Source organism: Planococcus sp. SSTMD024 (assembly GCF_041320495.1).
Taxonomy (GTDB): Bacteria; Bacillota; Bacilli; order Bacillales_A; family Planococcaceae; genus Planococcus.
This window is the reverse complement of sequence record NZ_JBGGNS010000023.1, coordinates 202,618-226,013: the sequence shown is the minus strand read 5'-3', so window position 1 is coordinate 226,013 and position 23,396 is coordinate 202,618. Positions and strand designations below refer to the sequence as shown.

Annotated in this window: 23 protein-coding genes and 1 other annotated feature; all 23 genes read right to left on the bottom strand. The window is 49.5% G+C overall.

The annotated features are described in order from the left end of the window. Positions 1-88 precede the first annotated feature (88 nt). The 23 genes from AB9R92_RS15345 to bshC all read right to left on the bottom strand — a co-directional run bounded on the left by AB9R92_RS15345 (position 89) and on the right by bshC (position 23,367). Positions 89-1,378: a solute carrier family 23 protein gene (locus AB9R92_RS15345; protein ID WP_370670315.1), complete on the bottom strand. Its 1,290-nt coding sequence runs from the start codon at positions 1,376-1,378 to the stop codon at positions 89-91. Positions 1,379-1,408: 30 nt separating this feature from the next. Then, positions 1,409-1,948 carry a bifunctional pyr operon transcriptional regulator/uracil phosphoribosyltransferase PyrR gene (gene pyrR, locus AB9R92_RS15340; RefSeq protein ID WP_370670314.1) on the bottom strand — a complete coding sequence of 180 codons (540 nt, stop codon included), beginning with the start codon at positions 1,946-1,948 and terminating at the stop codon, positions 1,409-1,411. Positions 1,949-2,167: 219 nt separating this feature from the next. Continuing rightward, positions 2,168-3,070 (bottom strand): RluA family pseudouridine synthase, encoded by a 903-nt coding sequence (locus AB9R92_RS15335; protein WP_370670313.1) that lies wholly within the window; start codon positions 3,068-3,070, stop codon positions 2,168-2,170. Next, positions 3,070-3,543 carry a signal peptidase II gene (gene lspA / locus AB9R92_RS15330; protein ID WP_216968808.1) on the bottom strand — a complete coding sequence of 158 codons (474 nt, stop codon included), beginning with the start codon at positions 3,541-3,543 and terminating at the stop codon, positions 3,070-3,072. Before lspA ends, AB9R92_RS15335 begins: the two co-directional genes overlap by 1 nt. A gap of 104 nt (positions 3,544-3,647) precedes the next feature. Continuing rightward, positions 3,648-6,410: an isoleucine--tRNA ligase gene (gene ileS, locus AB9R92_RS15325; protein WP_370670312.1), complete on the bottom strand. Its 2,763-nt coding sequence runs from the start codon at positions 6,408-6,410 to the stop codon at positions 3,648-3,650. 43 nt (positions 6,411-6,453) lie between these two features. Then, positions 6,454-6,662, bottom strand: a binding site (T-box leader). 49 nt (positions 6,663-6,711) lie between these two features. Continuing rightward, the gene (locus AB9R92_RS15320; RefSeq protein WP_370670311.1) at positions 6,712-7,239 is read right to left on the bottom strand and encodes a DivIVA domain-containing protein; all 528 of its coding nucleotides are present in this window, start codon (positions 7,237-7,239) and stop codon (positions 6,712-6,714) included. An 89-nt stretch (positions 7,240-7,328) separates the two neighbouring features. Beyond that, positions 7,329-8,114 carry a YlmH family RNA-binding protein gene (locus AB9R92_RS15315; protein WP_370670310.1) on the bottom strand — a complete coding sequence of 262 codons (786 nt, stop codon included), beginning with the start codon at positions 8,112-8,114 and terminating at the stop codon, positions 7,329-7,331. 138 nt (positions 8,115-8,252) lie between these two features. Beyond that, the gene (locus AB9R92_RS15310) at positions 8,253-8,516 is read right to left on the bottom strand and encodes a YggT family protein (protein ID WP_121297754.1); all 264 of its coding nucleotides are present in this window, start codon (positions 8,514-8,516) and stop codon (positions 8,253-8,255) included. A gap of 18 nt (positions 8,517-8,534) precedes the next feature. Continuing rightward, positions 8,535-9,038 (bottom strand): cell division protein SepF, encoded by a 504-nt coding sequence (locus AB9R92_RS15305; RefSeq protein ID WP_370670309.1) that lies wholly within the window; start codon positions 9,036-9,038, stop codon positions 8,535-8,537. Then, the gene (locus tag AB9R92_RS15300) at positions 9,035-9,706 is read right to left on the bottom strand and encodes a YggS family pyridoxal phosphate-dependent enzyme (RefSeq protein ID WP_370670308.1); all 672 of its coding nucleotides are present in this window, start codon (positions 9,704-9,706) and stop codon (positions 9,035-9,037) included. The genes AB9R92_RS15305 and AB9R92_RS15300 overlap by 4 nt, the downstream gene beginning before the upstream one ends. Positions 9,707-9,906: 200 nt before the next feature. After that, positions 9,907-11,097, bottom strand: coding sequence for a cell division protein FtsZ (ftsZ, locus tag AB9R92_RS15295; protein ID WP_058383516.1), 1,191 nt, complete (start codon positions 11,095-11,097; stop codon positions 9,907-9,909). A 58-nt stretch (positions 11,098-11,155) separates the two neighbouring features. Continuing rightward, a complete protein-coding gene (gene ftsA, locus AB9R92_RS15290; protein WP_370670307.1) occupies positions 11,156-12,448 on the bottom strand; it encodes a cell division protein FtsA in 1,293 nt (430 codons plus the stop codon). Between the two features lie 104 nt (positions 12,449-12,552). Further along, complete coding sequence (locus tag AB9R92_RS15285; RefSeq protein WP_101190574.1) at positions 12,553-12,915, bottom strand: small basic family protein; 363 nt, start codon at positions 12,913-12,915, stop codon at positions 12,553-12,555. A gap of 2 nt (positions 12,916-12,917) precedes the next feature. After that, positions 12,918-13,634, bottom strand: coding sequence for a DUF881 domain-containing protein (locus tag AB9R92_RS15280; protein WP_370670306.1), 717 nt, complete (start codon positions 13,632-13,634; stop codon positions 12,918-12,920). Beyond that, complete coding sequence (locus AB9R92_RS15275; protein ID WP_370670305.1) at positions 13,631-14,374, bottom strand: DUF881 domain-containing protein; 744 nt, start codon at positions 14,372-14,374, stop codon at positions 13,631-13,633. The genes AB9R92_RS15280 and AB9R92_RS15275 overlap by 4 nt, the downstream gene beginning before the upstream one ends. Next, the gene (locus AB9R92_RS15270; protein WP_370670304.1) at positions 14,352-15,134 is read right to left on the bottom strand and encodes a cell division protein FtsQ/DivIB; all 783 of its coding nucleotides are present in this window, start codon (positions 15,132-15,134) and stop codon (positions 14,352-14,354) included. The genes AB9R92_RS15275 and AB9R92_RS15270 overlap by 23 nt, the downstream gene beginning before the upstream one ends. An 18-nt stretch (positions 15,135-15,152) precedes the next feature. Next, positions 15,153-16,517, bottom strand: a complete 1,365-nt coding sequence (gene murD, locus AB9R92_RS15265; RefSeq protein ID WP_370670303.1) for a UDP-N-acetylmuramoyl-L-alanine--D-glutamate ligase — start codon at positions 16,515-16,517, stop codon at positions 15,153-15,155. Then, on the bottom strand, positions 16,518-17,486 hold the full coding sequence (gene mraY / locus AB9R92_RS15260) for a phospho-N-acetylmuramoyl-pentapeptide-transferase (protein WP_370670302.1): 969 nt from the start codon (positions 17,484-17,486) through the stop codon (positions 16,518-16,520). A 37-nt stretch (positions 17,487-17,523) separates the two neighbouring features. Further along, the gene (locus AB9R92_RS15255) at positions 17,524-19,839 is read right to left on the bottom strand and encodes a penicillin-binding protein (protein ID WP_370670301.1); all 2,316 of its coding nucleotides are present in this window, start codon (positions 19,837-19,839) and stop codon (positions 17,524-17,526) included. Next, on the bottom strand, positions 19,836-20,195 hold the full coding sequence (gene ftsL / locus AB9R92_RS15250) for a cell division protein FtsL (protein WP_058383507.1): 360 nt from the start codon (positions 20,193-20,195) through the stop codon (positions 19,836-19,838). The genes AB9R92_RS15255 and ftsL overlap by 4 nt, the downstream gene beginning before the upstream one ends. A gap of 12 nt (positions 20,196-20,207) precedes the next feature. Beyond that, positions 20,208-21,146, bottom strand: a complete 939-nt coding sequence (gene rsmH / locus AB9R92_RS15245; protein ID WP_370670300.1) for a 16S rRNA (cytosine(1402)-N(4))-methyltransferase RsmH — start codon at positions 21,144-21,146, stop codon at positions 20,208-20,210. A 22-nt stretch (positions 21,147-21,168) separates the two neighbouring features. Beyond that, the gene (mraZ, locus tag AB9R92_RS15240) at positions 21,169-21,600 is read right to left on the bottom strand and encodes a division/cell wall cluster transcriptional repressor MraZ (protein WP_370670299.1); all 432 of its coding nucleotides are present in this window, start codon (positions 21,598-21,600) and stop codon (positions 21,169-21,171) included. A gap of 147 nt (positions 21,601-21,747) precedes the next feature. Next, positions 21,748-23,367: a bacillithiol biosynthesis cysteine-adding enzyme BshC gene (gene bshC / locus AB9R92_RS15235; protein ID WP_370670298.1), complete on the bottom strand. Its 1,620-nt coding sequence runs from the start codon at positions 23,365-23,367 to the stop codon at positions 21,748-21,750. Between the last annotated feature and the right edge of the window lie 29 nt (positions 23,368-23,396).

The window sequence follows — 23,396 nt, the reverse complement described above, 5'->3', positions numbered from 1 at the left end:
GGCAGGAAGGTGTAAGGAAATAAGGGTAGACTGCACCCCTATCCATAACCCTTTCCATGCCTCTCTGGACATTCCTTAAAAGGTAAGTTTATTCAGTTCCATCATCCAACTCCTGTTTATCAAGCCCAGGCAGGATCAAGTTCAAGATTACGCCGACGATGGCAGCGAGCGCCATTCCTTCGATCGCGAACGATTCGCTGAACTCCAGTTTCGCACCGCCAATCCCGATGACCAGGATGACCGACGAGATAACCAAGTTGCGGTTGTTGCCGAAGTTGATGCCGTTATCGACAAGCATCCGCAGCCCGGACGAGGCGATGATGCCAAACAACAGGATCGAGATGCCTCCGAGCACTGCTGTCGGAATCGTGTCGATGACCGCCATCAATTTTCCGAAGAAGGAGAACAGGATGGCGAATACCGCAGCACCCAGAATGACGTAGACGCTGAACACTTTCGTGATGGCCAGTACTCCGATGTTTTCGCCGTAAGTCGTTTTCGGCGGCCCCCCGACAAGCGAGGAGATGAACGTTCCGATGCCGTCGCCCAAAATCGAGCGGTGCAGGCCCGGGTCTTTTATGTAATTGCGCTCGACGATCTTGCCGAGCACCAGCTGATGCCCGATATGCTCAGAGATCGTGACGATGGCGATTGGCACCATGACGAACAGCAAGGTCGGCGTCACTTGGAAAGAATAATCGACGCCCGGCAAGAGAAATTCCGGTACTTGGACCCAATTTGCAGCAGCCACCGGGCTGAAGTCAATGATGCCGATCAGCGCCGAGTAAGCGTAGCCCGCGATGATGCCGATCAGGATCGGCATGAGCGAGATGATGTTCTTGAAATAAATATTGCAGATGATCGCAGTAGCGAGCGTGACGAGTGCCGCTGAGAAATGCAGCAGGCTGTACTCAGAACCGCCGTCTGCCGTCGGGATGTTCATGGCCATGTCGACCGCTGTGCCGGACAGTGCCAGCCCGATGACAATGATGACGGGGCCGACGACAATCGGCGGCAAGAGTTTCATGAGCCATTTGTAGCCGGTCTTCCAGATGATCAGCGAGACGATCGCGTAGACGAGCGAGACGAACATCGCGCCGATCATCGCCGAGCCGATGCCGCCTGTTTCCGTCGCAATCTGTATCGGGACGATAAAGGCGAATGAAGACCCGAGGTAAGCCGGCACTTTGAATTGCGTGATAAGGACAAAGATGATGGTGGCGATGCCGCTCGTCAATAGCGCGATCGCGGGGCTCAAGCCAACCAGCTGCGGTACCAGGATCGTGGCGCCGAACATGGCGAACATGTGCTGCAGGCTAAGGGAAATCCATTGCCCCGTTTTTGGTTTATCGTGTATGTCTAGAATGGCATTGCTCAAGCTGTTTCTCCCCTGTCTCTGTAGTAATTCTTAGTCGTTGATGGTGACGCGGTCGGTGCTGTCGCTTTCTGTCATCTCGACGACAATCCGTTCTTCGCTCGATGTCGGGATGTTTTTCCCGACGTAATCGGAACGGATCGGCAACTCCCGGTGCCCCCGGTCGATCAGGACGGCAAGCTGGATTTGTGCCGGCCGCCCGAGGTCCATGACCGCGTCCATTGCTGCGCGGACAGTGCGGCCCGTGTAGAGTACGTCGTCTACTAGGATGACTTTCTGGTCTTTGATGCTATGTTCGATATCGACTTGTTGGACAAGCGGTTCCTGGCCTGGGTTTTTCTGGCTTAAATCATCCCGGTAAAGCGTGATGTCCAGTTCCCCTGTCAGAATGGCTTTGCCTTCGATTTGTTCGATTTTCTCCGCCAAACGCTTGGCGATGAATGCGCCCCTTGTCTTGATGCCGACTAGGATGCACCCGTCGATTCCTTTATTGCGCTCGATGATTTCGTGGGCGATCCGTGTAATCGCGCGTCCAATCGCCTTGTCATCGAGAATGACCGCTTTTTCTGCCATGTGTTCCACTCCTTTGTGATTGCATCGAAATTTCTGCATGAAAAAAACCCTCCGCCGAAGAGGCGAAGGGTGCATAAGCGCAGAAAAAAACCTTCCGGAAGACACACTTCCGGCTTTGCGAATATCCCTTTTCAGCCTCTCTGGACTGTTCTTAAAGGTGATGCGTATTCAATTGACTGGTCTTAGTATAAAGAACAGCCCTTTCATTTGTCAACCCCCTCAGCGGAGAGTCTCGAGAAGTTCTTCGAATTCAGCTGGCAAAGCCGACGAGAATTCCAGGTATTCCTTTGTCCGCGGATGGATAAAGCCAATCACTGCCGCATGCAAAGCCTGGCCCCCGATATCCATCGTCTTTCTCGGGCCATATTTCGGGTCGCCGGCAAGCGGGAAGCCGATATAACGCATGTGGACACGGATCTGGTGTGTACGGCCTGTTTCAAGCCGGCATTCCACCAATGTGAAATCACCGAAACGCTCAAGCACGGTGAAATGCGTTACCGCATGCTTTCCTTTATCGACCACAGCCATCTTTTGGCGCTCTTTCGGGTCACGTGCAATCGGCGCATCAATTGTGCCTTTGTCATGGGCGATATGCCCGTGGACAAGTGCGATGTATTTGCGCGTCACGGATTTTTCGACCAATTGGTCCACCAAGGATGCATGGGCAAGGTCGTTTTTCGCGACCATCAACAAACCCGACGTATCTTTATCGATGCGGTGGACAATTCCCGGGCGCACGATGCCGTTGATGCCGGAAAGATCGGTGCAATGGTACATGAGGCCGTTGACGAGCGTCCCGCTCGCATGTCCCGGCGCAGGGTGGACGACCATGCCCTTCGGTTTGTTGACGACGAGCACGTCTTCATCTTCGTAGACGACATCGAGGTCCAAATTTTCCGGTTCTGCATCCAATTCTTCCAATAGCGGCGGCGCGATGATGATTTCATCTTCCAGCCGCACTTTGTAATTCGGTTTCACTGTTTCGCCGTTCACTTTGATATGGCCGTCTTTGACCCAATTGCTGATCTGTGAGCGCGACCATTCCTCATCGATGGCGGAAATCACTTTGTCGATTCGCTCGCCTTTTTGTTCTTCTGTAATGTTTATTGTCAGTTCTTCCATTAAGACACCTTTTTCTTTTGTTGTTTTTCATCCATGATCACATAAATGACCATTAAGACGACGCCAATGGTCAATGCAGCATCCGCTACATTGAAGATCGGAAAATCATAATTGATTACTGGAATCAGCACATCGACAAAATCGACGACTTCCCCGCGGTACATCCGGTCGATGAAATTACCGATTGCGCCTCCCAACAGCACCATCAGCGCCAATTGAAACAGCGGCTGCCCTCCGGCATGCTTGTGGAAATAATACAGAATCGCCACGATCACCACAACAGTGATGAGGGCAAACAGCCACATCTGCCCTTCTAGCATCCCCCAAGCCGCGCCGCGGTTGCGGTGGGAAAGCCATCCGAGATACGGTTCGAGCACAGGAATCCGTTCCCCGAGCTCCATATTTTTGACGACCAGCCATTTGGTCCATTGATCCAACGCAATAATTAGTAGAGCAATCCCATAATAAATCACTTGTATTTCCTCCATCATTCATCAGTCTATTCATTTTAACACAGAGCAGGCGAAAAAAGAAAAAAGTCCGAAAACCGGATAACCGGCTTTCGGACCGTTCAAACTTAAGCGTATTCGATTTCAACGACTTCTGCACAACGCGGGCAAAGCTCAGGGTGTGCTTCCGATTCGCCGACATGCTTCGAGATCGTCCAGCAGCGGCCGCATTTCTCGCCTTGTGCTTTTTCGACGACGACTGACACTTCATCAAGTGACAATGCGTTTTCCGGCGCCTGCTCTCTCGTTCCGCCGAATTCATATTCGGAAACGATGAACAATTGCGCCAGATTCGAATCGATCGCCGGCAATAAGTTCGCCAACTCGTCACTTGCAAAGACCGTCACTTTCGCTTCCAGTGATTTCCCGATCGTTTTCGCAGCACGCGCTTCTTCCAAAGCTTTCAAGACATCGTCGCGGACGTCCATGAAACGGCTCCATTTTTCTTCGAGATCCTTGAATTCTGGGCGCTCTTGGGCTTTCGGGAAGTCGGTCAACTGGACGCTTTCTTCTGAAGCGGCTTCCAGATACGACCACATTTCATCCGCCGTATGCGGCAAGATCGGGGATGCAAGCTTGACAAGTGCCATCAAGCTGTCGAACATGACTGTCTGCATCGCACGGCGGTGCGGATGGTCAGCGCGTTCGATATAGACGACGTCTTTTGCGACATCGAGATAGAACGAGCTGAGGTCATTGGCGCAATAGCTGTTCAATGCCAGATAGACAGATGCGAATTCATAGTTCTCGTAGCCTTTTGTCGCTGTTTCGATCAATTTATTCAATTTCATCACCATGTATTGGTCCATTTCACGCATGTCTTCAAACGCTACGCGGTCTTTTGTTTCATCGAAATCAGCCAAGTTGCCGTGAAGGAACTTCAGCGTGTTGCGGATTTTGCGGTACACTTCAGACACTTGCTTGAAGTTGTCATCCGATACGCGCACATCCGCCGTGTAGTCGACAGAAGAAACCCACAGGCGCAAGATGTCTGCTCCCATTTGGTTCATGACTTTTGCCGGCACGATGACGTTGCCAAGCGACTTGCTCATTTTGCGGCCATTGCCATCCAATGTAAAGCCATGGCTCAAAACGCCTTTGTACGGGGCGATGCCGTTGATGGCGACGCTCGTCGTAAGCGAGGAGTTGAACCAGCCGCGGTATTGGTCAGAGCCTTCAAGGTACAGGTCCGCCGGGTATTGCAGGTCTTCGCGCTCATCGAGCACTGCCTGGTGGGACGAACCGGAATCGAACCAGACGTCCATGATGTCCATTTCTTTCGTAAAGATGCCGTTCGGGCTGCTCGGATGCGTGAACCCTTCCGGCAATAATTCCGCTGCCGTGCGCTCGAACCAGATGTTCGACCCGTGCTCGCGGAAAAGATCCGCAATATGCGCAATCGTTTCTTCCGTGATGACCGGATCGCCATTTTCCGCATAGAATACCGGAATCGGAACGCCCCATACGCGCTGGCGGGAGATGTTCCAGTCGCCGCGGTCGCGCAGCATATTGTAAAGGCGGGTTTCGCCCCATGCCGGCGTGAAATCCGTCTCGTCGATCGCTTTTAAGATCTGGTCGCGGAACGCATCGATCGATACGAACCATTGCGCCGTCGCCCGGTAGATGACCGGTTTTTTCGTGCGCCAGTCATGCGGGTACGAGTGGGTGATGAATGACAAGGCTTCTAAAGCGCCTGCTTCATCGAGCGCTTCAGTGATCGATTTATTCGCTTTGTCGTAGAACTCGCCCGCAAATCCTGGCGCTTCTTCTGTCATGACGCCGCGCTCATCGACTGGGCACAATACATCCAAGCCGTATTTCTTGCCGATCAAGAAGTCATCTTCCCCGTGTCCGGGAGCGGTGTGGACGCAGCCTGTACCGGAATCGGTCGTGACGTGGTCGCCAAGCATGACGAGTGACGTGCGGTCATACAATGGGTGTTTTGCCTGGATATGCTCCAGTTCCTGGCCTTTTACTGTGCGGACCACTTCGTAATCCGTCCAGTCCAGCTCTTTCGCCACTTCTTCGAGCAAATCTTTCGCGACGACAAATGTCGAACCGCCGTGAGCGACTTCCACGTAATCCAAATCGGCATGGACGGAAATCCCGAGGTTGGCAGGGATCGTCCAAGGCGTCGTCGTCCAGATGACCAGCTTCGTGCCCTCATCCAAAACGCCTTTGCCATCTACCACCGGGAAGGATACATAGATCGATGGCGACTTTTTATCGTGATACTCGATCTCCGCTTCAGCAAGGGAAGATTCACTCGACGGCGACCAGTAGACCGGCTTCAAGCCTTTGTAGATATAGCCTTTGTTGGCCATTTTACCGAATACTTCGATTTGGCGCGCTTCGTATGATGGCTTCAATGTGACGTATGGGTTTTCCCAGTCGCCGCGTACGCCGATGCGTTTGAATTGTGAACGCTGGCTGTCGATCTGTTCGTACGCATATTCCTCGCACAGCTTGCGGAATTCCGCGAGCGACAATTCTTTGCGGTTGACACCTTTATTCGTTAACGCCTGCTCGATCGGCAAACCGTGCGTGTCCCAGCCTGGAACGTACGGGGCATGAAAGCCCATCATGCTGCGTGAACGGACGATCATATCCTTCAAGACTTTGTTTAAAGCGTGTCCCATGTGAAGATCGCCGTTTGCGTATGGCGGCCCGTCATGAAGCACGAAGAACGGGCGGCCTTTCGTCCGGTCCTGCACTTTTTTATAGATATCCATTTCTTCCCACTTTTTTTGCATTTCAGGTTCCCGGTTCGGTAAATTGCCGCGCATCGGAAACTCGGTTTTTGGCATCAATAACGTATCTTTATAATCCATTTTCCATTCCTCCTGTAAGCATAATAAAAAGCCCCCATCCCTGGAAAGGGACGAGAAGCTCGCGGTACCACCCTTGTTGCAGCTAAATGCTGCCAACTCTACACCGTAACGTGGCGGGGACGGGCCCGGTTACTTGCGTTCACCGGTCCAGCTCAGGAGTGATTTTCCAAAACGGCCCCGCGCCAGGCTTCCACCGCCCCCGGCTCGCTCGATCGGATTTCCGTTTTGTACTGTCTCCATCAATGCGTTTATGAGTATGTCGTAATTATAGAAGTAGAATAGATTGCAGTCAAGGTCGGGCTTATTCCTTCGCTGTTGACTCTGCTTCATTTTTTTCGATTTGCTCTAGCTTGTCTGTATCCAAATCGTATTCAAGCAATGTGTTCCAATCTTCCGTTTCGATCAAATCAAGCTGGGCTTCCACCAGCATCTTGAAACGGTTGCGGAAAATCTTCGACTGCTTTTTCAGCTCTTCAATTTCGGTCGCGATGCGGCGCGCTTTCGCAAGGGATTCATTGACAATGCGGTCTGCATTTTTCTCCGCTTCCTGGACGATCAAATCCGCTTCTTTCTGTGCGTTGCGGCGGACTTCTTCCGAAGCTTCCTGCGCCACGAAAATGGATTTCTGCAAAGTCGTTTCCAGGTTCGTGAAATGGCCCATGCGCTCATCCGTGGATTTCATGCGCTCTTCCATTTCAGTACGTTCTTTAATGACTTTTTCGTAATCTTTCATAATCTGTTCAAGGAATTCATTGACCTCGTCTTCTTGATAACCGCGGAATGCACGGCTGAACTCTTTATTATGTATATCTAATGGTGATAAAGGCATCATATCTCTCCTTACTCTCTGAATGGTTACACTCATTATACCTGTCATGGCGAGAAATTTCAGTACTATTCACCACATTCGGCCGTGTTTTATTTTTTCAATTCCAATTTGCCGATCTGCAGGCGGATCTTGTCCTTTTTTGTCCGCCCTTCGATTGCGATGATTTGCACGCGCCCGAGCCCTCTCGCTGAAATCAAATCGGATTCATGCAATTCGAACGACACACTTTCTTGTGCTGTCCAATTGACTTTCACTTTTCCGCCGCCAATCAATGCGGCTGCTTTCTGGCGGGAAATCTTATAGACCGAACTCATGACCGCATCAAGCCGCAGCGAACTGACCGTATGCGCTTCCTCTGTCCACTCCTCGATAACCGGGAGATAATCGGCGGGGTCGGTCACTTCTTCGAGCTGGACTTTCACTTTCCCGGCGCTAATGAAATTGGCACGCAAATACGGCGCAATTTCAGACATTACCGCGAGCTGCACGGTCCCTTCGCCGATCCGGATGTCGCCAAATTTCCCGCGTTCCAAACCGAGCGACATGAGGGCACCGAGAATGTCCGGGTGCTTCAATGTGACGAATTTAACCGGATAGCGCAGCTCGAACATGGTGACTTGAAAATCACTTTCTTCCGGCACGTAATACGCGGGATGCAATAAAACGCGCTGGCGCTCTGCCTGGTTGAACAAGCCGGAAGCGGCCATTTGCACATCCCTCCCGCCGATCAGCGATTTGACGATAAAGCGCTGGCGCGGGTCCAGAAAATCCGTAAGTTTCGGCGCATACATATCTTCTACGTCTCGCAGCCAATCGGATGCCTGTTCGATAAATTGTTGTTCGTCTTTGCGGAAATGCTGGAATATCTCTTCCATGGGCCGTTCCCTCCGGTTTCGTGGATTCGTTCGTTGTTTAACAAGCATTCTACAAACAGCAGAAAAACCCTTTCGCTGTTTGCCGCAAATAAAAAAGACAGAGAAATGGATTCTCCGTCTTCCTCTACCAGCTGCTTATTAGAGAAGATACTCAGCCAATGTAATGATTCCTTGGCTTGCGAGGCTCAATGTGAAAATGGCCACAATCGGCGAGATGTCGATCATGCCGATTGGCGGGATGAAGCGGCGGAAAATATCCAGATAAGGATCGGTAATCCGGGAAATCATCTGCCCGAATGCCGATTCCTTGATGCTCGGCACCCAGCTCATGAAGACGCTGATAATCAGGATATAAAAGTAGATGTTTATAGCGCTTAACAATAAATTTACGAGGAGATACATTCGATTTTTAGCACCTTTCTATTGTTGATCGTCGTGATAATAGTCAGAGATGGCACCATCCACTTCGACCGTGTCCGGCACGCATAGGAAAATGTCGGTTCCGATGCGCTGAATGTCTCCACCTAATGCATAGACAGTGCCGCTCAGGAAATCGATGATCCGAAGGCCTTGGTCCCGTTCAATGCGCTGCAAGTTGACCACGACGGCCTGTTTTGTTTTCAAGCTTTCTGCAATATCCTGCGCTTCCGCATAGACACGCGGTTCCGCCAAGCTGACTTTCGATGAAGAAGCAGATGAATTCTGCAAATTGACTAAATTCTGCACGGTAGGTTCCTCCAAATTCTCACGGCGTTCTTTGACTGGCTTTGGTGTTTTTGGTGCTTTCTTCTGCGGCTGTTCAGCAGCTGCCGGGGCAGGTTTTTCATAACGCTGAACGGGCCGCTGCTTGCGTTCTTCCTGGACGGGTTCTTCCTCGTACTCGTCCAGATAAAAGAAATTCTTGAATTTATCCTTCATGCTCATCTTTCCGCCTCACTTTCCGATCCTACCAATGCGGTCCCGACGCGCACAAATGTCGCGCCTTCTTCAGCCGCAATCAGGTAATCATTGGACATGCCCATCGACAATTCTGTGCAAGGGGCGTGCTTCCAGTTGTTCGCAGCGATTTGCTGCTGCAAGTCTTTCAACCCTTTAAAAGTCGCTCTCAATAAAGTTTCATCTTCTGTGTTCGGCGCCATGGTCATCAAGCCCACCACATGCACCTTATCGAATTCCTTCAAGGATTCAATAAAAGCAGGAACTTCTTCAGGAGAAAAGCCGCTTTTGGAATCCTCACCGGAAACATTGACTTGGATAAAGCAATTGACAGGCTTATCGGCGCGTTTTTGGATTTCTTTCGCCAGACTCAGCCGGTCCAGTGAATGAAGGTAATCGATGAGGCCGATCACTTCTTTGACTTTCCGCGACTGAAGCGTGCCGATATAATGCCAAACAACATCGCCTTTGATCTCACCATTTTTCAGCTTGAGGCCTTCCGGGCGGTTTTCGCCGAGGTGGCGGATGCCTGCATCGACGGCTTCTTGCGTTCGGTCGATTCCGACTTGTTTGGTGACTGCGACGATTTCAATGCCGCGATGGATTTGATTTAATGTATGGGTCATTTCTTCAAATTTCGGTTTAATCGCTTTCATCTGCTCACAACTTTTCTATAGACGTTCACTTTATTGTACCAAGCCGAAGCTGATTTATCAATTCAGCCTTGCATTAAAACAGTAAAGACACCCATTTTTCAACAAAATTATGAAGGAACCGTGGCAACCGCCTCCAAACAAAATTGCCTTGCCATCTTAAAACAAAAAAAACAGCTGCCATAGCGGCAGCTGTTGTCATATTAACGGCGTTTTTGTCTGTTGCGCAGGAATGTCGGGATATCGAGCGCATCTTCGCTTTGCTTGTCCTGGCGCTGAGGCTCCTGGTTATAGTAAGGAGTTTGCTCTTCGCGGCGCTGGGATTGTTCTTCGCGGCGTGCTTCACGGATGGAAGGAGCCGGGTTTTGCTGTTGGATCGATTGGATGCGGTTTGCGTTCAATCCAGACCCACGCGGCGCGCGTCCAGCAGGGTTCAATTGTTCTTCATTGAAACCAGTAGCGATGACCGTTACGACGATTTCATCTTTCAAGTTGTCGTTGATAACAGAACCGAAGATCATGTTCACTTCTTCATCGGAAGCGGAAGCGACGATATCGGCTGCTTCCTGTACTTCATACAAGCTCAAGTTCGACCCGCCTGTAATGTTCATCAAGACGCCTTTTGCCCCATCGACAGATACTTCAAGCAATGGGCTCGATACAGCTTTTTTCGCCGCTTCGGCAGCACGGTTTTCTCCAGAAGAGACACCGATCCCCATAAGTGCTGAGCCTTTGTTCGACATGATCGTTTTCACGTCGGCAAAGTCAAGGTTGATAAGACCAGGAACTGCGATCAAATCGGAAATGCCTTGTACACCTTGGCGAAGAACATTATCCGCTTCACGGAACGCTTCAAGCATCGGCGTGTTCTTGTCGACGATTTCAAGAAGACGGTCGTTCGGGATGACAATCAAAGTATCGACCGATTCTTTCATCGTCGCGATTCCGCCGATAGCTTGAGTCGAACGCTTGCGCCCTTCGAATGTGAACGGGCGAGTGACGACACCCACTGTTAGTGCGCCAAGCTCTTTTGCGATGCCTGCGATGACAGGTGCAGCACCCGTACCGGTGCCTCCACCCATACCGGCAGTTACGAAGACCATGTCGGCTCCACGCAAAGCTTCTTCGATCTGTTCTTTGCTTTCTTCCGCCGCTTTTTTCCCGACATCCGGGTTAGCGCCGGCGCCAAGGCCGCGCGTCAATTTCCCGCCAATTTGCAGGCGTGTTTCCGCTTTTGAAAGGTTCAAGGCTTGTGCGTCAGTGTTGACAGCGATGAATTCCACGCCTTGAACTCCATGTTCGATCATCCGGTTGACTGCGTTGTTTCCGCCGCCACCGACACCAATGACTTTAATTACGGCTAATGCATCGATATTTGTATCAAATTCCAACATTCTTTTTTCCTCCTAAGATTGCTCAGCTTTTGAACATAAGCCGGACACAATGATGATTTTATTCAAAAAAACGATCAAACATTTTTTTGGCTTTGCTTACGACACCTTCATTTTCCTGTTTCGGTTGTTTCGGCTGTTTTTGCTTTTTCGGCTGCTGCTCCACATACTCAGGTTTCTGAGAATGTGCAGCCGCCGCTGAACTATGGCCGACGTTCCCATAGAATAAATCCTCTGCATATGCGTATTGGATCAAGCCGACCGCTGTTGTGTACTGCGGCTCGCGAACTCCGATGAATTCAGGCGTGAACAGGCGCACCCGTGTTTGGAGGATGCTTCTTGCCAGTTCTGGCAGGCCGTCCATTTTGGCCATTCCGCCCGTCAATACGACGCCGCCAGGCAGCTCATCGACGCCGAGGCGGTATAACTCATCCAAAATCAATTCGAAAAGTTCTTCCATGCGAACTCCGATTATTTCAGATATGTATTTTTGGCTGTATTGTTCTCTTGAATCCGAACCGATCACCGGCACTTCGAATACCTCTTCTTCAGAAGCGTCGTCGAAGAACGCGTGGCCGTGCTCGAGCTTGATTTTTTCTGCCTGCTCTGTCGGGGTTTTCAAGACGATCGATAAATCTTTCGTCACATGGTCGCCTCCGACTGGAATGACGGATGCTGCACGAAGATGGCCGTCCCGGAATACTGCGATGGAAGTCGATCCGCCGCCGATATCGATGCAGGCCGTGCCGTGGTTTTTTTCGTCTTCTGTCAATGCATAGCTTCCGGCTACTAGCGGCTGGACATAAATCTCGCGGATTTCAAGGCCTGCGCGTTCAACACAGCGAAGCACATTGTGCAAGACTGTTTTCGAAGTCGTCACCATTGTACCATCCATTTCAAGGCGGATGCCGATCATGCCTCTAGGGTCTTTGATCTCGCCCAAGTGGTCGACGACATATTCTTCGGGAATGATGTTGACCAGCTCACGTTCCGGCGGAATCGACATCACTTGTGCCGCTTCCAAAACGCGTTCTAGGTCCTCATCCGTAATTTCACGGTTTTCGCTGTTTACTGCAACGATTCCTTTAACCGGCTGCAATGCCACCTGGTTAGCCGGAATGCCCAGCACAACTTCGTGGATTTCTTTGCCGATCATGCGCTCTGCCTGATCGACGGCTTTTTTAATGGACTGTACAGTTGCATCTATATCAACAATCGCACCTTTTTTGATTCCATTAGATTTGACGTTGCCAACGCCGATGACGTGCAACGATTTATTGGTCATTTCCCCGATCAATACTTTGACGGAGGAAGACCCGATATCCAAACTTACATATAATTCTGATTGACTCAACTCGTGGCACCTCCTTATAAAACTTCTCTACATTACATTCTATTGTAAAATACACACCTTGTCTAAGTAAAATAGCGAAACTTAGAAAATTTTCCTGCAATTCGTCAATTTGCCTCACCAAGCTTCTTTTTTTCAGCCCATTTCGAAAGCAAAATGCGGCGGATCACTGCAATGTTCTGGAATAGCCGCACGCCGAACGCGAAAATAGCGGCCAAATACAAATCTACACCTAAATGAACACCGAGAAAAGCCAGGCCTGCTGCAAGCACAATATTAAAGAAAAAACCGGAAACGAAAACTTTATCATCATATACCTGCTGCAAGTGCGCCCGTATGCCCCCAAAGAGCGTATCGAGCGATGCCAGCACCGCTATCGATAAATAACTGGCGTATTCAGGCGGTATTTGGATATCCGTCAGCAAGCCGAGCGAAATGCCTAGCAGCAATCCTAAAATCGATATCCACATCTCTATTCCCCCTCCCCGGCTTCAAGATGCTCCATATTGATCTCTTCATCAAAGGATGGCAGCGCCAATTCTTCCTGCGGCTCAGAAATAGTTATTGTCAAATCGTCTATGTAAAAATCATCGTGAATTGCGGAAGCTGTCAAATAACTAGAAAGTTTTCGCGCTTCTTCCATGCTCGCTGCCGCAATGCCGATCGTAAACGGCGGCGTCGAGATGGGCTCTGTATTTACCGTGGTATAGCCATTAATATCGCGTATGGCCGTCGTGTTGATAACCCGCTCCCCCGCAATCGCTAACTCGATGCCGTCAAAGCGGTTGATTTCATTTACCAAGCGGATCAATAAATCCGGCGGAATTTCCGTTATTTCGGTTCCAAGCGCAGTCGCTTCAAGCGATGGGCTGATCTCGAGTTCAATTCCCGGACCAGTCACTTGCGAAAGGCCAGCGGAGATCCGTAAATCCTCGACCGTCTCTTTCAAAACCGCCTCTGGATCTTGAGTCGCTTGATCGCCATATTTGCCGATTGTCTCGTCAAGCAGGCTGATTTCCGACAGCAACTCGGAATGGAGTTGCTTTTCCCGCGATAATTGCTGGCGGATTTCCCATGTATCCCGGGAATCCCGGGTATTATCCGTGTTCACCGTATTGTATTGTGTCGCAGTCATAAAACCGATGACAAAAAGAATGACCGTGAAACGGCCAGTAATGCGTTTTTTCATCGCCATCCCCCTGTATCCAACTCCGACAAAAGCGCCGGCATGCGTATGGCTTTCCCTGAATCGAGCGTCACAATGATGTTGTCGTTGACGAGCTGGTCCTGGACGCCGCCAGAAAGCTGCAGGGAGGCAGTCAAAACTTCAGGGCTGCCAATTGCTTCGATCGTAAACGGCGCAGGATGCTTGACGCCATCCACTGTAATGACGGGGCCTGTGCAGACGATATGGGAATTGCCGTGAATGCGTTGCCCATTCACGGCAATCGCCTCGGCTCCGGAAATATAGAGTTCGTTGATCACTTGGAACACATGGCTTTCATGGACAATATAATCGTTCGGGTTTACATGGTCAGCTGTGTAATCGCCGTCTTCGAGAGTCACTTTCAAGCCTTGCCCCTTAACCGGAACAAGCCCGAGGAAGCGTCTCAATTCTTCTGCTTCCCGGGCGTATGCCTTATAGTTTTCTTCGCCATCCACCACAGACCGTTCGAATTCCTGAACGGCTTTTTGCTTGTCGTCAAGCTCTGCTCGCAATTCTTTGTTGCGCTCTTGCTGTTCGATCAATTCTTTCCGATATTGTTCCTTTTGCTCAAAAAAGTTAGCTCCAGTAAAATCATTTTCCGCTTCCCGCTGGTTCGATAAACTATAGGAATAGGCCATGATGAATCCGACAACCAAGAAAACGAGCGAGAAGATAATCGACTTGCTGATGCTTTTGCGGTCATTCTTCTTCGGCATTTCCAAGTTCCTCACCCGCTTCCGCCAATCCGAACACATCGTTATAGGAACGGAAATAGATGCCGACTTCCATGTCGATAATGCCTTTGCGGTCTTCTAATTGGGCGGTGACTGACGGATAATAATTTATCTTCTCTGCCAAAGTCGATAAAATCGCCTTGATTTCATTTCCGTCATTCATATAGATTGTGATGTAATCTGCACGTTCCTGTTCCGTATCCAAAATGACTTGAGAGATGAGATTTTGCACTTCCGGGTCGGTTTTAATTAATTGCTCAATCAATGCTTCCCGTTTCGCTTCATCCTCGAAATTCGAAAAAATGGGTCCTTCAACGACACTGATCGGCTGGTTGAGCACGACGCCATTCGACAAGACCACCTGATAGCTATTGCCTTGATCCAAATACCCCATCTCGACAAATTCCTCGATTTCGATTTCAACGGAAGTCAGCCATTTCTTTTCGACAGTTGCCGATTCGACCCATTCAAGCGATTCGATTTCTTGTTCGATCTCACCACTGTCAAATGACCACATCGAATCCCCAACTTCCAACGTGCTGGCCTGCTTATAACTCTCGCCACCGAATAATTCAGCGCCTGTTACTTTGATGTCGCGAATCTCACTATAAGTGGACTGGCTGTACAAAAGAATGAAGAGCAACGAAACGAAAAGGGTCAACAAAGCCGCAAACTTGCGGTTCGACCTTTTTCTGCGCCGCTCCCGGAGCGTTGGTATGCGTTCTTCGATGTCTATAACTTTGTCCATATCCGCCGCTCCTTCACCTTATTCGTTCGCTTCTGTATATTTTCGGGCCGCTTCGATGAATGCATCGCCACGGACCTCAAAACTTTCGTATTGATCCCAGCTCGCACAGGCAGGAGACAATAGGATCGTATCCTGCGGGGATGAACTGCTGACCGCTTTTTCGACAGCATCGTCCATTAAACCGGCTTTGATGACAGTCGGGACATGGCAGCTTTCTGCAAATTCAACAAAACGGTCTGCCGTCTCGCCGAAAGTGACGAGCACTTTCACGCGATCCATGTATGGGCGCAACTCTTCCAGGGAATGCTGGCGCTCCAATCCGCCTGCAAGCAAAATGATGTTATCGCTGAATGCTTCCAGCGCACTTTTGGTGGCCAGTGCATTCGTCGCCTTTGAATCGTTATAAAAGCGGCGCTCCTGCCATTCCCCCACAAACTGGGAACGGTGCTTGACTCCAGTGAAAGAAGTCAAGACGCGGATGATGGTTTCTTTTGTCCCTCCGGAAAGGAGTGCTGCTGCAGTGGCGGATAGAATATTCTCGAGGTTATGCTCACCGGCCAGCATGATTCGTTTGCGTTCGATCAACGGTTCGCCTTGCCAATAAATATACTCGCTGTCTGCGCTGATGCTTTCTTCGGTCCGCCCTTTCAACGTAAAAGGAATCCCTTGTGCTTTGACCGTTTTGGCATGATCCACGAGAATCTGCTGGTCGGCATTGTAGATAAAATAATCTTCACTCGTCTGGTTTTCGGTAATTTTCTTTTTCGACCCGATATAATCTTCGAGCGATCCGTGATAATCGAGATGTGCTTCGTATAGATTGGTGATGATCGAGATATGCGGGCGGAAGGATTCCGTGCCTTTTAATTGGAACGACGAGAGCTCTGTGACAATGACGTGGTCAGCTGTCGCTTTTTCTGCTACTCCGCTTGCCACCGTGCCGATGTTTCCGGCAATGAGCGGCGACTTGCCGTCCTGATTTAGCATATGGAACAACAATGTCGTTGTCGTGGTTTTGCCGTTCGATCCTGTGATGCCAATAAACGGCGCTTCACTGATGCGGTAGGCCAGCTCGATTTCCGTCCACACCGGAATGCCTTTTTCCAGTGCTTTCTGGATGAGATGGTTACGGTATGGAATTCCTGGATTCTTGATGACCAGTTCAAAACCTTCGTCCAATAGATCTTCAGGATGGCGCCCGCAAATGACGGTGACCCCCAAATTCAACAGCTCCTGGGCTTCTGGGTTTTCTTCGAATGGTTTGGAATCATTGACCGTTACAAATGCGCCGAGTTTATGTAAAAGGCGCGCAGCCGTGAAGCCGCTTTTCGCCAATCCGAGCACAAGCACTTTTTTTTGATGCAGTTGCGGCAAATCCTTCATTTACATGACCTCCAATAAAACGGCAATCGCGGCGCTGATGAAGCCGACACCCCAAAAGACGGTGACGACTTTCCATTCAGACCAGCCACTCAATTCAAAATGGTGATGGATCGGGCTCATTTTGAAAATGCGTTTTTTCCGTAGTTTAAAGCTTCCGACCTGCAAGATGACCGAAGCGGTTTCAATGACGAACACCAAACCGATCAACAGCAGTAGCAATTCCTGTTTTAAGAGGATTGAAACCATGGCAAGCGCTCCGCCGAGAGCCAAAGAGCCTGTATCGCCCATGAATACTTTTGCCGGATATTTGTTGAAAACGAGGAATCCAATCAATCCGCCTGCTACGGCAAACGTGAACAACGCGATTCCGGTTTCCTGCTGGATGATCGCCAGTAGGCCGAATGCAGCAAAAGCGATGGATGCTGTTCCCGCGACCAGCCCGTCAAGCCCGTCCGTCAAATTGACGGCGTTTGAGAAGCCGACCAGCCAGAACACAATGAACAAGACGTATACCCAGCCAAGTTCGATGGAGGCATCCGTAAACGGAATGCCTAGCGCCGTATCAAATCCATTTGCGCGAAGCAAAAAGAATGACAAAACGGCGATGACGATTTGCGCCAGCAATTTCTGGAGCGATGTCAGCCCCAAATTGCGTTTCAGCACCACTTTGATGAAATCATCCAAAAATCCGATCAATCCATAACCGAATAGGACAATCAGCAAAATGACCACTTGCGTATCCAATTCTTCATTAAATGCAGCGACTACCAATACAGTCGCGATGATTGAGATCAGAAACACCAATCCGCCCATCGTCGGCGTCCCTGTTTTTTTCAAATGCGATTCCGGCCCTTCCTCACGGATGCTTTGGCCGAATTTCATGCGTTTCAATAGCGGGATGAATACAGGCATCAATGCGACTGTCATGACCAATGCCATCCCAAATCCAAATATAGTTACAGCTTCCATTAATAGAGCTCCTTTGAAGACGAGTACACTCGTTCATTTATTCATTTTCGTTATTTATCGGTTGTTCCGTTTGTTCTTCTGTTGGTTCTTCTGCTATTGGTTCTGTTGCGGGTTCAGTGGCTTCTTGGCCATCCATTCCTGCTGGTTCCGTAACAGGCGGCTGTTGTGCCTCTTCGGCATTCAGCGATTGCTCTGGATAGAACACTTCCGGTGGCTGCAATTCGATGATAACAGATTCTCCGCTCTCTGGCACTGTGCCCTCCGCAACATTTTGCGTCATGGCAAAGCCCTGGCCTGCGATTTCAAGCGGCAATCCGCTGAGTGCTTGGAAGGCCAAAAGCTCACGTTTCGACCACCCTGTAAAATCAGGGATGGCCGTTGTGCCGCCAGTTCTTAAGATGATGTTTTCTCCGGCCACCAGCTTCTCGCCGGCTTTTGGGTATTGGTCGCTTATTTGAGAATTATCGCCGGCAATGACCGGGTTCAACCCCTTGGCCTTGAGCTGAGTGACTGCTTCTTCCATAGGAAGCCCTTTATAATCGCCGATTTCAACCGTTTTTGCTTCTACAGAGTTCTCAGGTGCAATGTTCAAATACTTCAATCCGTTTTCCATGACAGAAGTGAAGATTTTTGAAACCGGCACAGAGCCGTATTCATCCGCAGGCAATTGAGGCTGCTGCACACCGATATAAATCAATAGTTCCGGATCTTCTGCCGGTGCCATTCCGAGGAAGGAGAACAAATAATTATTCGTACCCGTCATGTATCGCCCGTCTTGACCGGGAACTTGTGCGGTACCGGTCTTCCCGGCAACAGAATAGTCCTGCAAGGCGAAGCCTTGCGCAGAGCCGACTTCCGAAGTGACAGTGGAAGCCATGATGTCACGCACTTTTTTCGCCGTTTCTGCTGAAATCGGCGTGCCTGCTTGTTCAGGTTCGGATTTCACTGTCACGTCGCCCGTATCCGGATTTTTGATTTGATCGATGATATACGGCTTCATCATCGTGCCGTCACCTGCAATGGCTGTAGCTGCCTGGATCATTTGGATCGGTGTGACAGTAGAGCCCTGCCCGTAGGAAGTGGTCAATTTATTGATCGGGTATTGATCGAGGATTTTTCCTGCCGCTTCATTCGGCAAGTCAATTCCCGTTTTTTCGCCAAAACCGAATGCATCAATATAAGTCATGAAATTATCCGCGCCGAGGCGCTCAAGCAAATAACCCATCGATACGTTGGATGAACGCTGGAAGCCTTCAAGAAACGTGATGCTGCCCCATCCACGGCCGCTGTTATGGTCGCCGATCGTACGGTCCAGCAATGTATAGGTTCCGGAATCGTAATAGGCATTCGGGTCCCATTTGCCTTCTTCGACAGCCGCTGCCAAGGTGAAGACTTTCATCGGCGAGCCTGGCTCGATCGTCAGCTCGATGCTTTCGTTCAGCCAGTTGTCCGATAAGCCTTCACGCGTATTCGGGTTGAATGTCGGACGCTGGGACATGCCCAAAATTTCGCCTGTATCCGGATCTGCGATCACGGCGATCATGCGTGCGGGATTGTATTCTTCCTGGACGCTCGACATGGCATCTTCCAAAAAGTTCTGAAGCGTGCGGTCCAGCGTCAATTGGAGATTGGATCCATCGATAGCGGGAGTGACAGCTTCTTGGCTATTCGGCAATAAATAACCCCATTTATCAGTATCGAACTCCATTTTCCCGTTCTTGCCCGTCAATATTTCATCATGGATCGACTCCAAGCCCATCTTGCCTTTGGTCTTCACTTGGCCATCTTCGAACTCTTCTTTCATGGCAAAGCCAATCAAATGGGATGCGAACACACCGTTCGGGTAAAGGCGTTTAAGGTCCTTGACGAACAATAAGCCCGGTAAGTCTTTTTCTTTCATCTCAAGCATTTGGGTATGGCTGATTTCACGTCCGGCTGCGCCGAATTCCACCTGGTAGCGGTCTTTTTCCATGCCATTCTCCAAAATGCTTACCAGCTCTTCTTTCGGCGTCCCCAATTGCTCTGAGAGGTACGCTGCCGTTTCTTCGGCATCGATAACGTGGTTCGGTTCTTTTGGATTTGCCGTCACCGATTCATCCAGCACGGCCACTAATTTATACGTCAATGTATCTTCTGCAATGACTTCCCCGTTACGGTCCAAAATCTTCCCGCGTTCTGCGGTCAATACTTCTTCCTGGCTGTATTTTGCTGCCGCCCGGGCAGCCAATTCCTGCCCTTCCACTTTGCCCGTCGCTTGAATTGTGATTATTCTGGCCATTAAAAGGAAAAAGAGCCCTGCAAATAATAAAAATAGCAGAAAGGCTCCTCCTTGAAAACGAAATTTTTTCTTCATTGTCCCGGCACTACCTTTACATTTCGCTCATTTAATTTTAAGCCGTAATCCTTTGCTTTCGACCAAATGCGCTCATATGAAGACAGTTCACTTACTTGCACGGACAAATCGGTATTTTGTTTCGTCGTTTCATTGATTGAATTTTCAATTGTCTGGATTTCCTGCGTGGAGGCTTGGATTGTCGACTGATTTTGCAAGACGAGCAATGCGCACATGATGCAGACCGCCAGGAAAGCTGTATAAAGGATTTTCTCGCCTTTGGTGATGCGTTTTTTCTTTTTTGCCGGCTGTCTATTCGGACTTTGCGGAACGGCCGGCTGTTGGATGTAGGTTTGGGTTCTCGCATTCAACGCCATTTAAACACGTCCTTAGAGTTTGATTTTCTCCGCAATCCGCAACTTGGCGGAACGCGACCGATTATTATGCGCCAATTCTTCTTCCGATGGCAATATAGGTTTTCGTGTAATTAATTTCAATTTCGGTTCAAGACCGTCCGGGATGACCGGCAAATTCGGCGGCAGTTCCGGAAGCGATGAAGCTTCCTTGAATAAAGCCTTCGTCAAGCGGTCTTCAAGTGAATGAAAAGTGATGACGCTGATTCTTCCGCCAATTGCGAGCAGGTCGATCGCATCTTGCAAGGAAGTTTCAGCAGCGCCCAGCTCATCGTTTACTGCGATACGGATCGCCTGGAATACGCGTTTTGCCGGATGGCCGCCTTTACGCCTTGCGGGTGCTGGAATGCCGTCCTTGATGCACTCGACCAGCTGCGCTGTCGTTTCGATCGGTTGCTTTTCACGGGCAGCTTCAATTTTCCGTGCAATCTGCTTGGAGAATTTTTCCTCCCCGTAGCGGTAGAAAATGCGTACGAGGTCTTCAAAGCGCCATTCATTCACGACATGGTAAGCGCTCAATTCCGCACTTTGGTCCATGCGCATATCGAGCGGGGCGTCATGATGATAGCTGAATCCGCGTTCCGGTGTATCGAGCTGGGGCGATGAAACGCCCAGGTCGTACAAGATGCCGTCAACTTTCACGACTCCGTGCTTTTCCAATTCTTCCTTTAAATACTTAAAATTTGCATGGATAAAAGTGATCTTATGTAAATGGTCTTTCAGTTTTTCTTTTGCATGTTCGATTGCTGTTGCATCCTGATCAAAGCAGTACAGATGTCCCTGATCGGATAGCTGCTGGGCCAAATATTCGCTATGGCCCGCGCCGCCGAGTGTACAATCTACATATATGCCATCAGGACGAATGTTCAGCCCATCGACAGTTTCATGCAGCAAAACTGTAGTGTGATTGAACAACCCAGTCCCCCCGTTCATTTATTTAAAAATCAAAGTCAGTTAAGTTTTCGGCAATTTCATTAAAGGATTCTTCGGATTCTTCGAAATACGCTTCCCATGCGCCTTTTGCCCATATTTCAAAGCGATTGGAGACGCCAAGGATGACGCATTCCTTTTCGATTTTCGCATATGATAAAAGGTTGGCAGGTATATTGACGCGCCCCTGCTTATCAAGTTCCACTTCCTGGGCCCCTGAGAAGAAAAAACGGGTGAATGCGCGTGCATCTTTTTTCGTAACTGGCATTTCTTTTAGTTTTTCTTCAATTTTATTCCATTCATTCATTGGATAACCAAATAAGCACTGATCCAGGCCCCGAGTGATCACAAAATGCTCACCAAGCAATTCACGGTATTTTGCAGGTACGATTAATCTGCCCTTAGCATCAACATTGTGTTGAAATTCGCCCATGAACATGCCTTTCACCCCACTTATTATAATTAATGTACCACATTCCCCCACATGCCACCACTTGTTTTTGAAATATTTCACTATTGTTACAGCATTTCATCTCAAAGAGTTTACTTCACATAAAAAAAGCCTGCGTATGCAGGCTTTTCCAAGTTAAAGAATGACAATTTTGTGGGTAGTATCATATTTCATCGGCAGCGCTAATAGGTCTTCCACTAAAGCTTTGCCATACTGGTTTAAATATGGGATCGGGTTATAAATCCGCTCCTGCAAACCTGATTCAGGCAACAAGGCGTTTTCGATCGCCGTCAGCTGGTTGAACTGCGTGCTGTTCTGGATTGCCACTTCGTCTTGCAGCTTGTGTTTCAGGAAATCCAGCTGAGCCAAGTGGATGCGCAAGTTCTTCTCAGCCAAAGGCGTAAGTCCGGCGCTGACCGTTGTAACACGGCTGATCAGTTCTTCGTACTCTTCAGTCAACGCTTGCTTGACTTCATCGATTTTCGCTTCCGTCTCTTGGTCTCTTATGTGATCGAAAAGTTCATTGCGCAATTGGGGAATTTTCCGCTCAACGACGACCTCTTCAAAACTCAAGTGCTGTTTCTCCAAAAGCGCCGCAGTCCGCCGGTCGACCAAGCTGACGCTGAGCCGCGGCATGACAATCGGCATTTCCATTCCCATCAGATCGAATGCGCCTTTCAACGCCGCCCAATACGCGATTTCTCCTGGCCCCCCGACAAAAGCGAGCACCGGAAAGACAAGATCCTGCATCAACGGCCGGGTTACAACATTATTGCTGAGACGTTCCGGCTCATTCTTGGCAATCTCCAAGAGTTCCGGTTTTGTAAAGCTTAGCGCCGTATTCTTGACGGCAAAACGGCTTCCATCCCGCTCAAGCAATAGGCGTTCGCCTTCGATGGTGATGAAGAGATGCGCCGCTTCCTCTTTGCCATCGATCCCTGCTGCGTAGCCATCCTTTTGAAGCGCAGTTTCAGTTTCCACGACCGTCTTTGCTATCGCTCCGCTGTTTTCGATAAGCCGGGTGAAAAAGCTTGATTCATAGGCGCGCAATTGCTCATACGCCGCGTCGATATAAAGCAAGCCTTCTTGATTGAAGAAATGGTTGAGCAAGCTTGTGAAAAACGCAGTAAATGTCTCAGCTTTCTCCAGATGGCTAAACACTAAGGAATGGATCTCCTTCGTATGGGCGGTTTCAGGCAAACTGCGGAAATATTCTTCCAAAAACGTCTCGATTTCATCCGCTTTCAACGGGGCGTGTGAAGCAGCGCATTTCCCCAGTTTGGCGTGGGGATAATTCAGCTTTTCGACACGGCCGTTCGTTTCGCGGTAAATATGGCAAATCTCGGCCAAATCATGGTCTTCCCCGGCGATCCAAAACACCGGCACAACCGGTGTATCCAGCTTATCAGAAGCTTCTTTCGCCAATAAAATCGCAGAGATCGCTTTGTGCACCGTATACAAAGGGCCTGTCAATAACCCGGCCTGCTGGCCAGTCACGACGACCGATGCACCTTTTTCGAAACGCTCAAGATTTTGCCTCGCCGCTTCAGAGATCCCGAAATTCTCCATATAACTTGCGATAATGGACACCAGTTTTTCCCGGTCGACCGGATGGCTTTCAAGGGTTTCAAGCCTTTTGCGGGCTTGATCCAAAGAAGGGTGATAGGAAAAATATTGCAGTATATTTTGTTCTTCGTTCGTATAATCAGCCATCAATTTGGAGGATGGCGGTATGTATTTCTCCTCTAATTTCATGAATTTGAATCCCCTTTTCGCTTTACATT

Coding starts and splice junctions, on each gene's coding strand:
- pyrR (WP_370670314.1), bottom strand. CDS start 1,948: ATGGCAGAAAAAGCGGTCATTCTCGATGACAAGGCGATTGGACGCGCG.
- AB9R92_RS15335 (WP_370670313.1), bottom strand. CDS start 3,070: ATGGAAGAACTGACAATAAACATTACAGAAGAACAAAAAGGCGAGCGA.
- ileS (WP_370670312.1), bottom strand. CDS start 6,410: ATGGATTATAAAGATACGTTATTGATGCCAAAAACCGAGTTTCCGATG.
- AB9R92_RS15320 (WP_370670311.1), bottom strand. CDS start 7,239: ATGCCTTTATCACCATTAGATATACATAATAAAGAGTTCAGCCGTGCA.
- AB9R92_RS15315 (WP_370670310.1), bottom strand. CDS start 8,114: ATGGAAGAGATATTCCAGCATTTCCGCAAAGACGAACAACAATTTATC.
- AB9R92_RS15310 (WP_121297754.1), bottom strand. CDS start 8,516: ATGTATCTCCTCGTAAATTTATTGTTAAGCGCTATAAACATCTACTTT.
- AB9R92_RS15305 (WP_370670309.1), bottom strand. CDS start 9,038: ATGAGCATGAAGGATAAATTCAAGAATTTCTTTTATCTGGACGAGTAC.
- AB9R92_RS15300 (WP_370670308.1), bottom strand. CDS start 9,706: ATGAAAGCGATTAAACCGAAATTTGAAGAAATGACCCATACATTAAAT.
- ftsZ (WP_058383516.1), bottom strand. CDS start 11,097: ATGTTGGAATTTGATACAAATATCGATGCATTAGCCGTAATTAAAGTC.
- AB9R92_RS15285 (WP_101190574.1), bottom strand. CDS start 12,915: ATGTGGATATCGATTTTAGGATTGCTGCTAGGCATTTCGCTCGGCTTG.
- AB9R92_RS15280 (WP_370670306.1), bottom strand. CDS start 13,634: ATGAAAAAACGCATTACTGGCCGTTTCACGGTCATTCTTTTTGTCATC.
- AB9R92_RS15270 (WP_370670304.1), bottom strand. CDS start 15,134: ATGGACAAAGTTATAGACATCGAAGAACGCATACCAACGCTCCGGGAG.
- murD (WP_370670303.1), bottom strand. CDS start 16,517: ATGAAGGATTTGCCGCAACTGCATCAAAAAAAAGTGCTTGTGCTCGGA.
- mraY (WP_370670302.1), bottom strand. CDS start 17,486: ATGGAAGCTGTAACTATATTTGGATTTGGGATGGCATTGGTCATGACA.
- AB9R92_RS15255 (WP_370670301.1), bottom strand. CDS start 19,839: ATGAAGAAAAAATTTCGTTTTCAAGGAGGAGCCTTTCTGCTATTTTTA.
- ftsL (WP_058383507.1), bottom strand. CDS start 20,195: ATGGCGTTGAATGCGAGAACCCAAACCTACATCCAACAGCCGGCCGTT.
- mraZ (WP_370670299.1), bottom strand. CDS start 21,600: ATGTTCATGGGCGAATTTCAACACAATGTTGATGCTAAGGGCAGATTA.
- bshC (WP_370670298.1), bottom strand. CDS start 23,367: ATGAAATTAGAGGAGAAATACATACCGCCATCCTCCAAATTGATGGCT.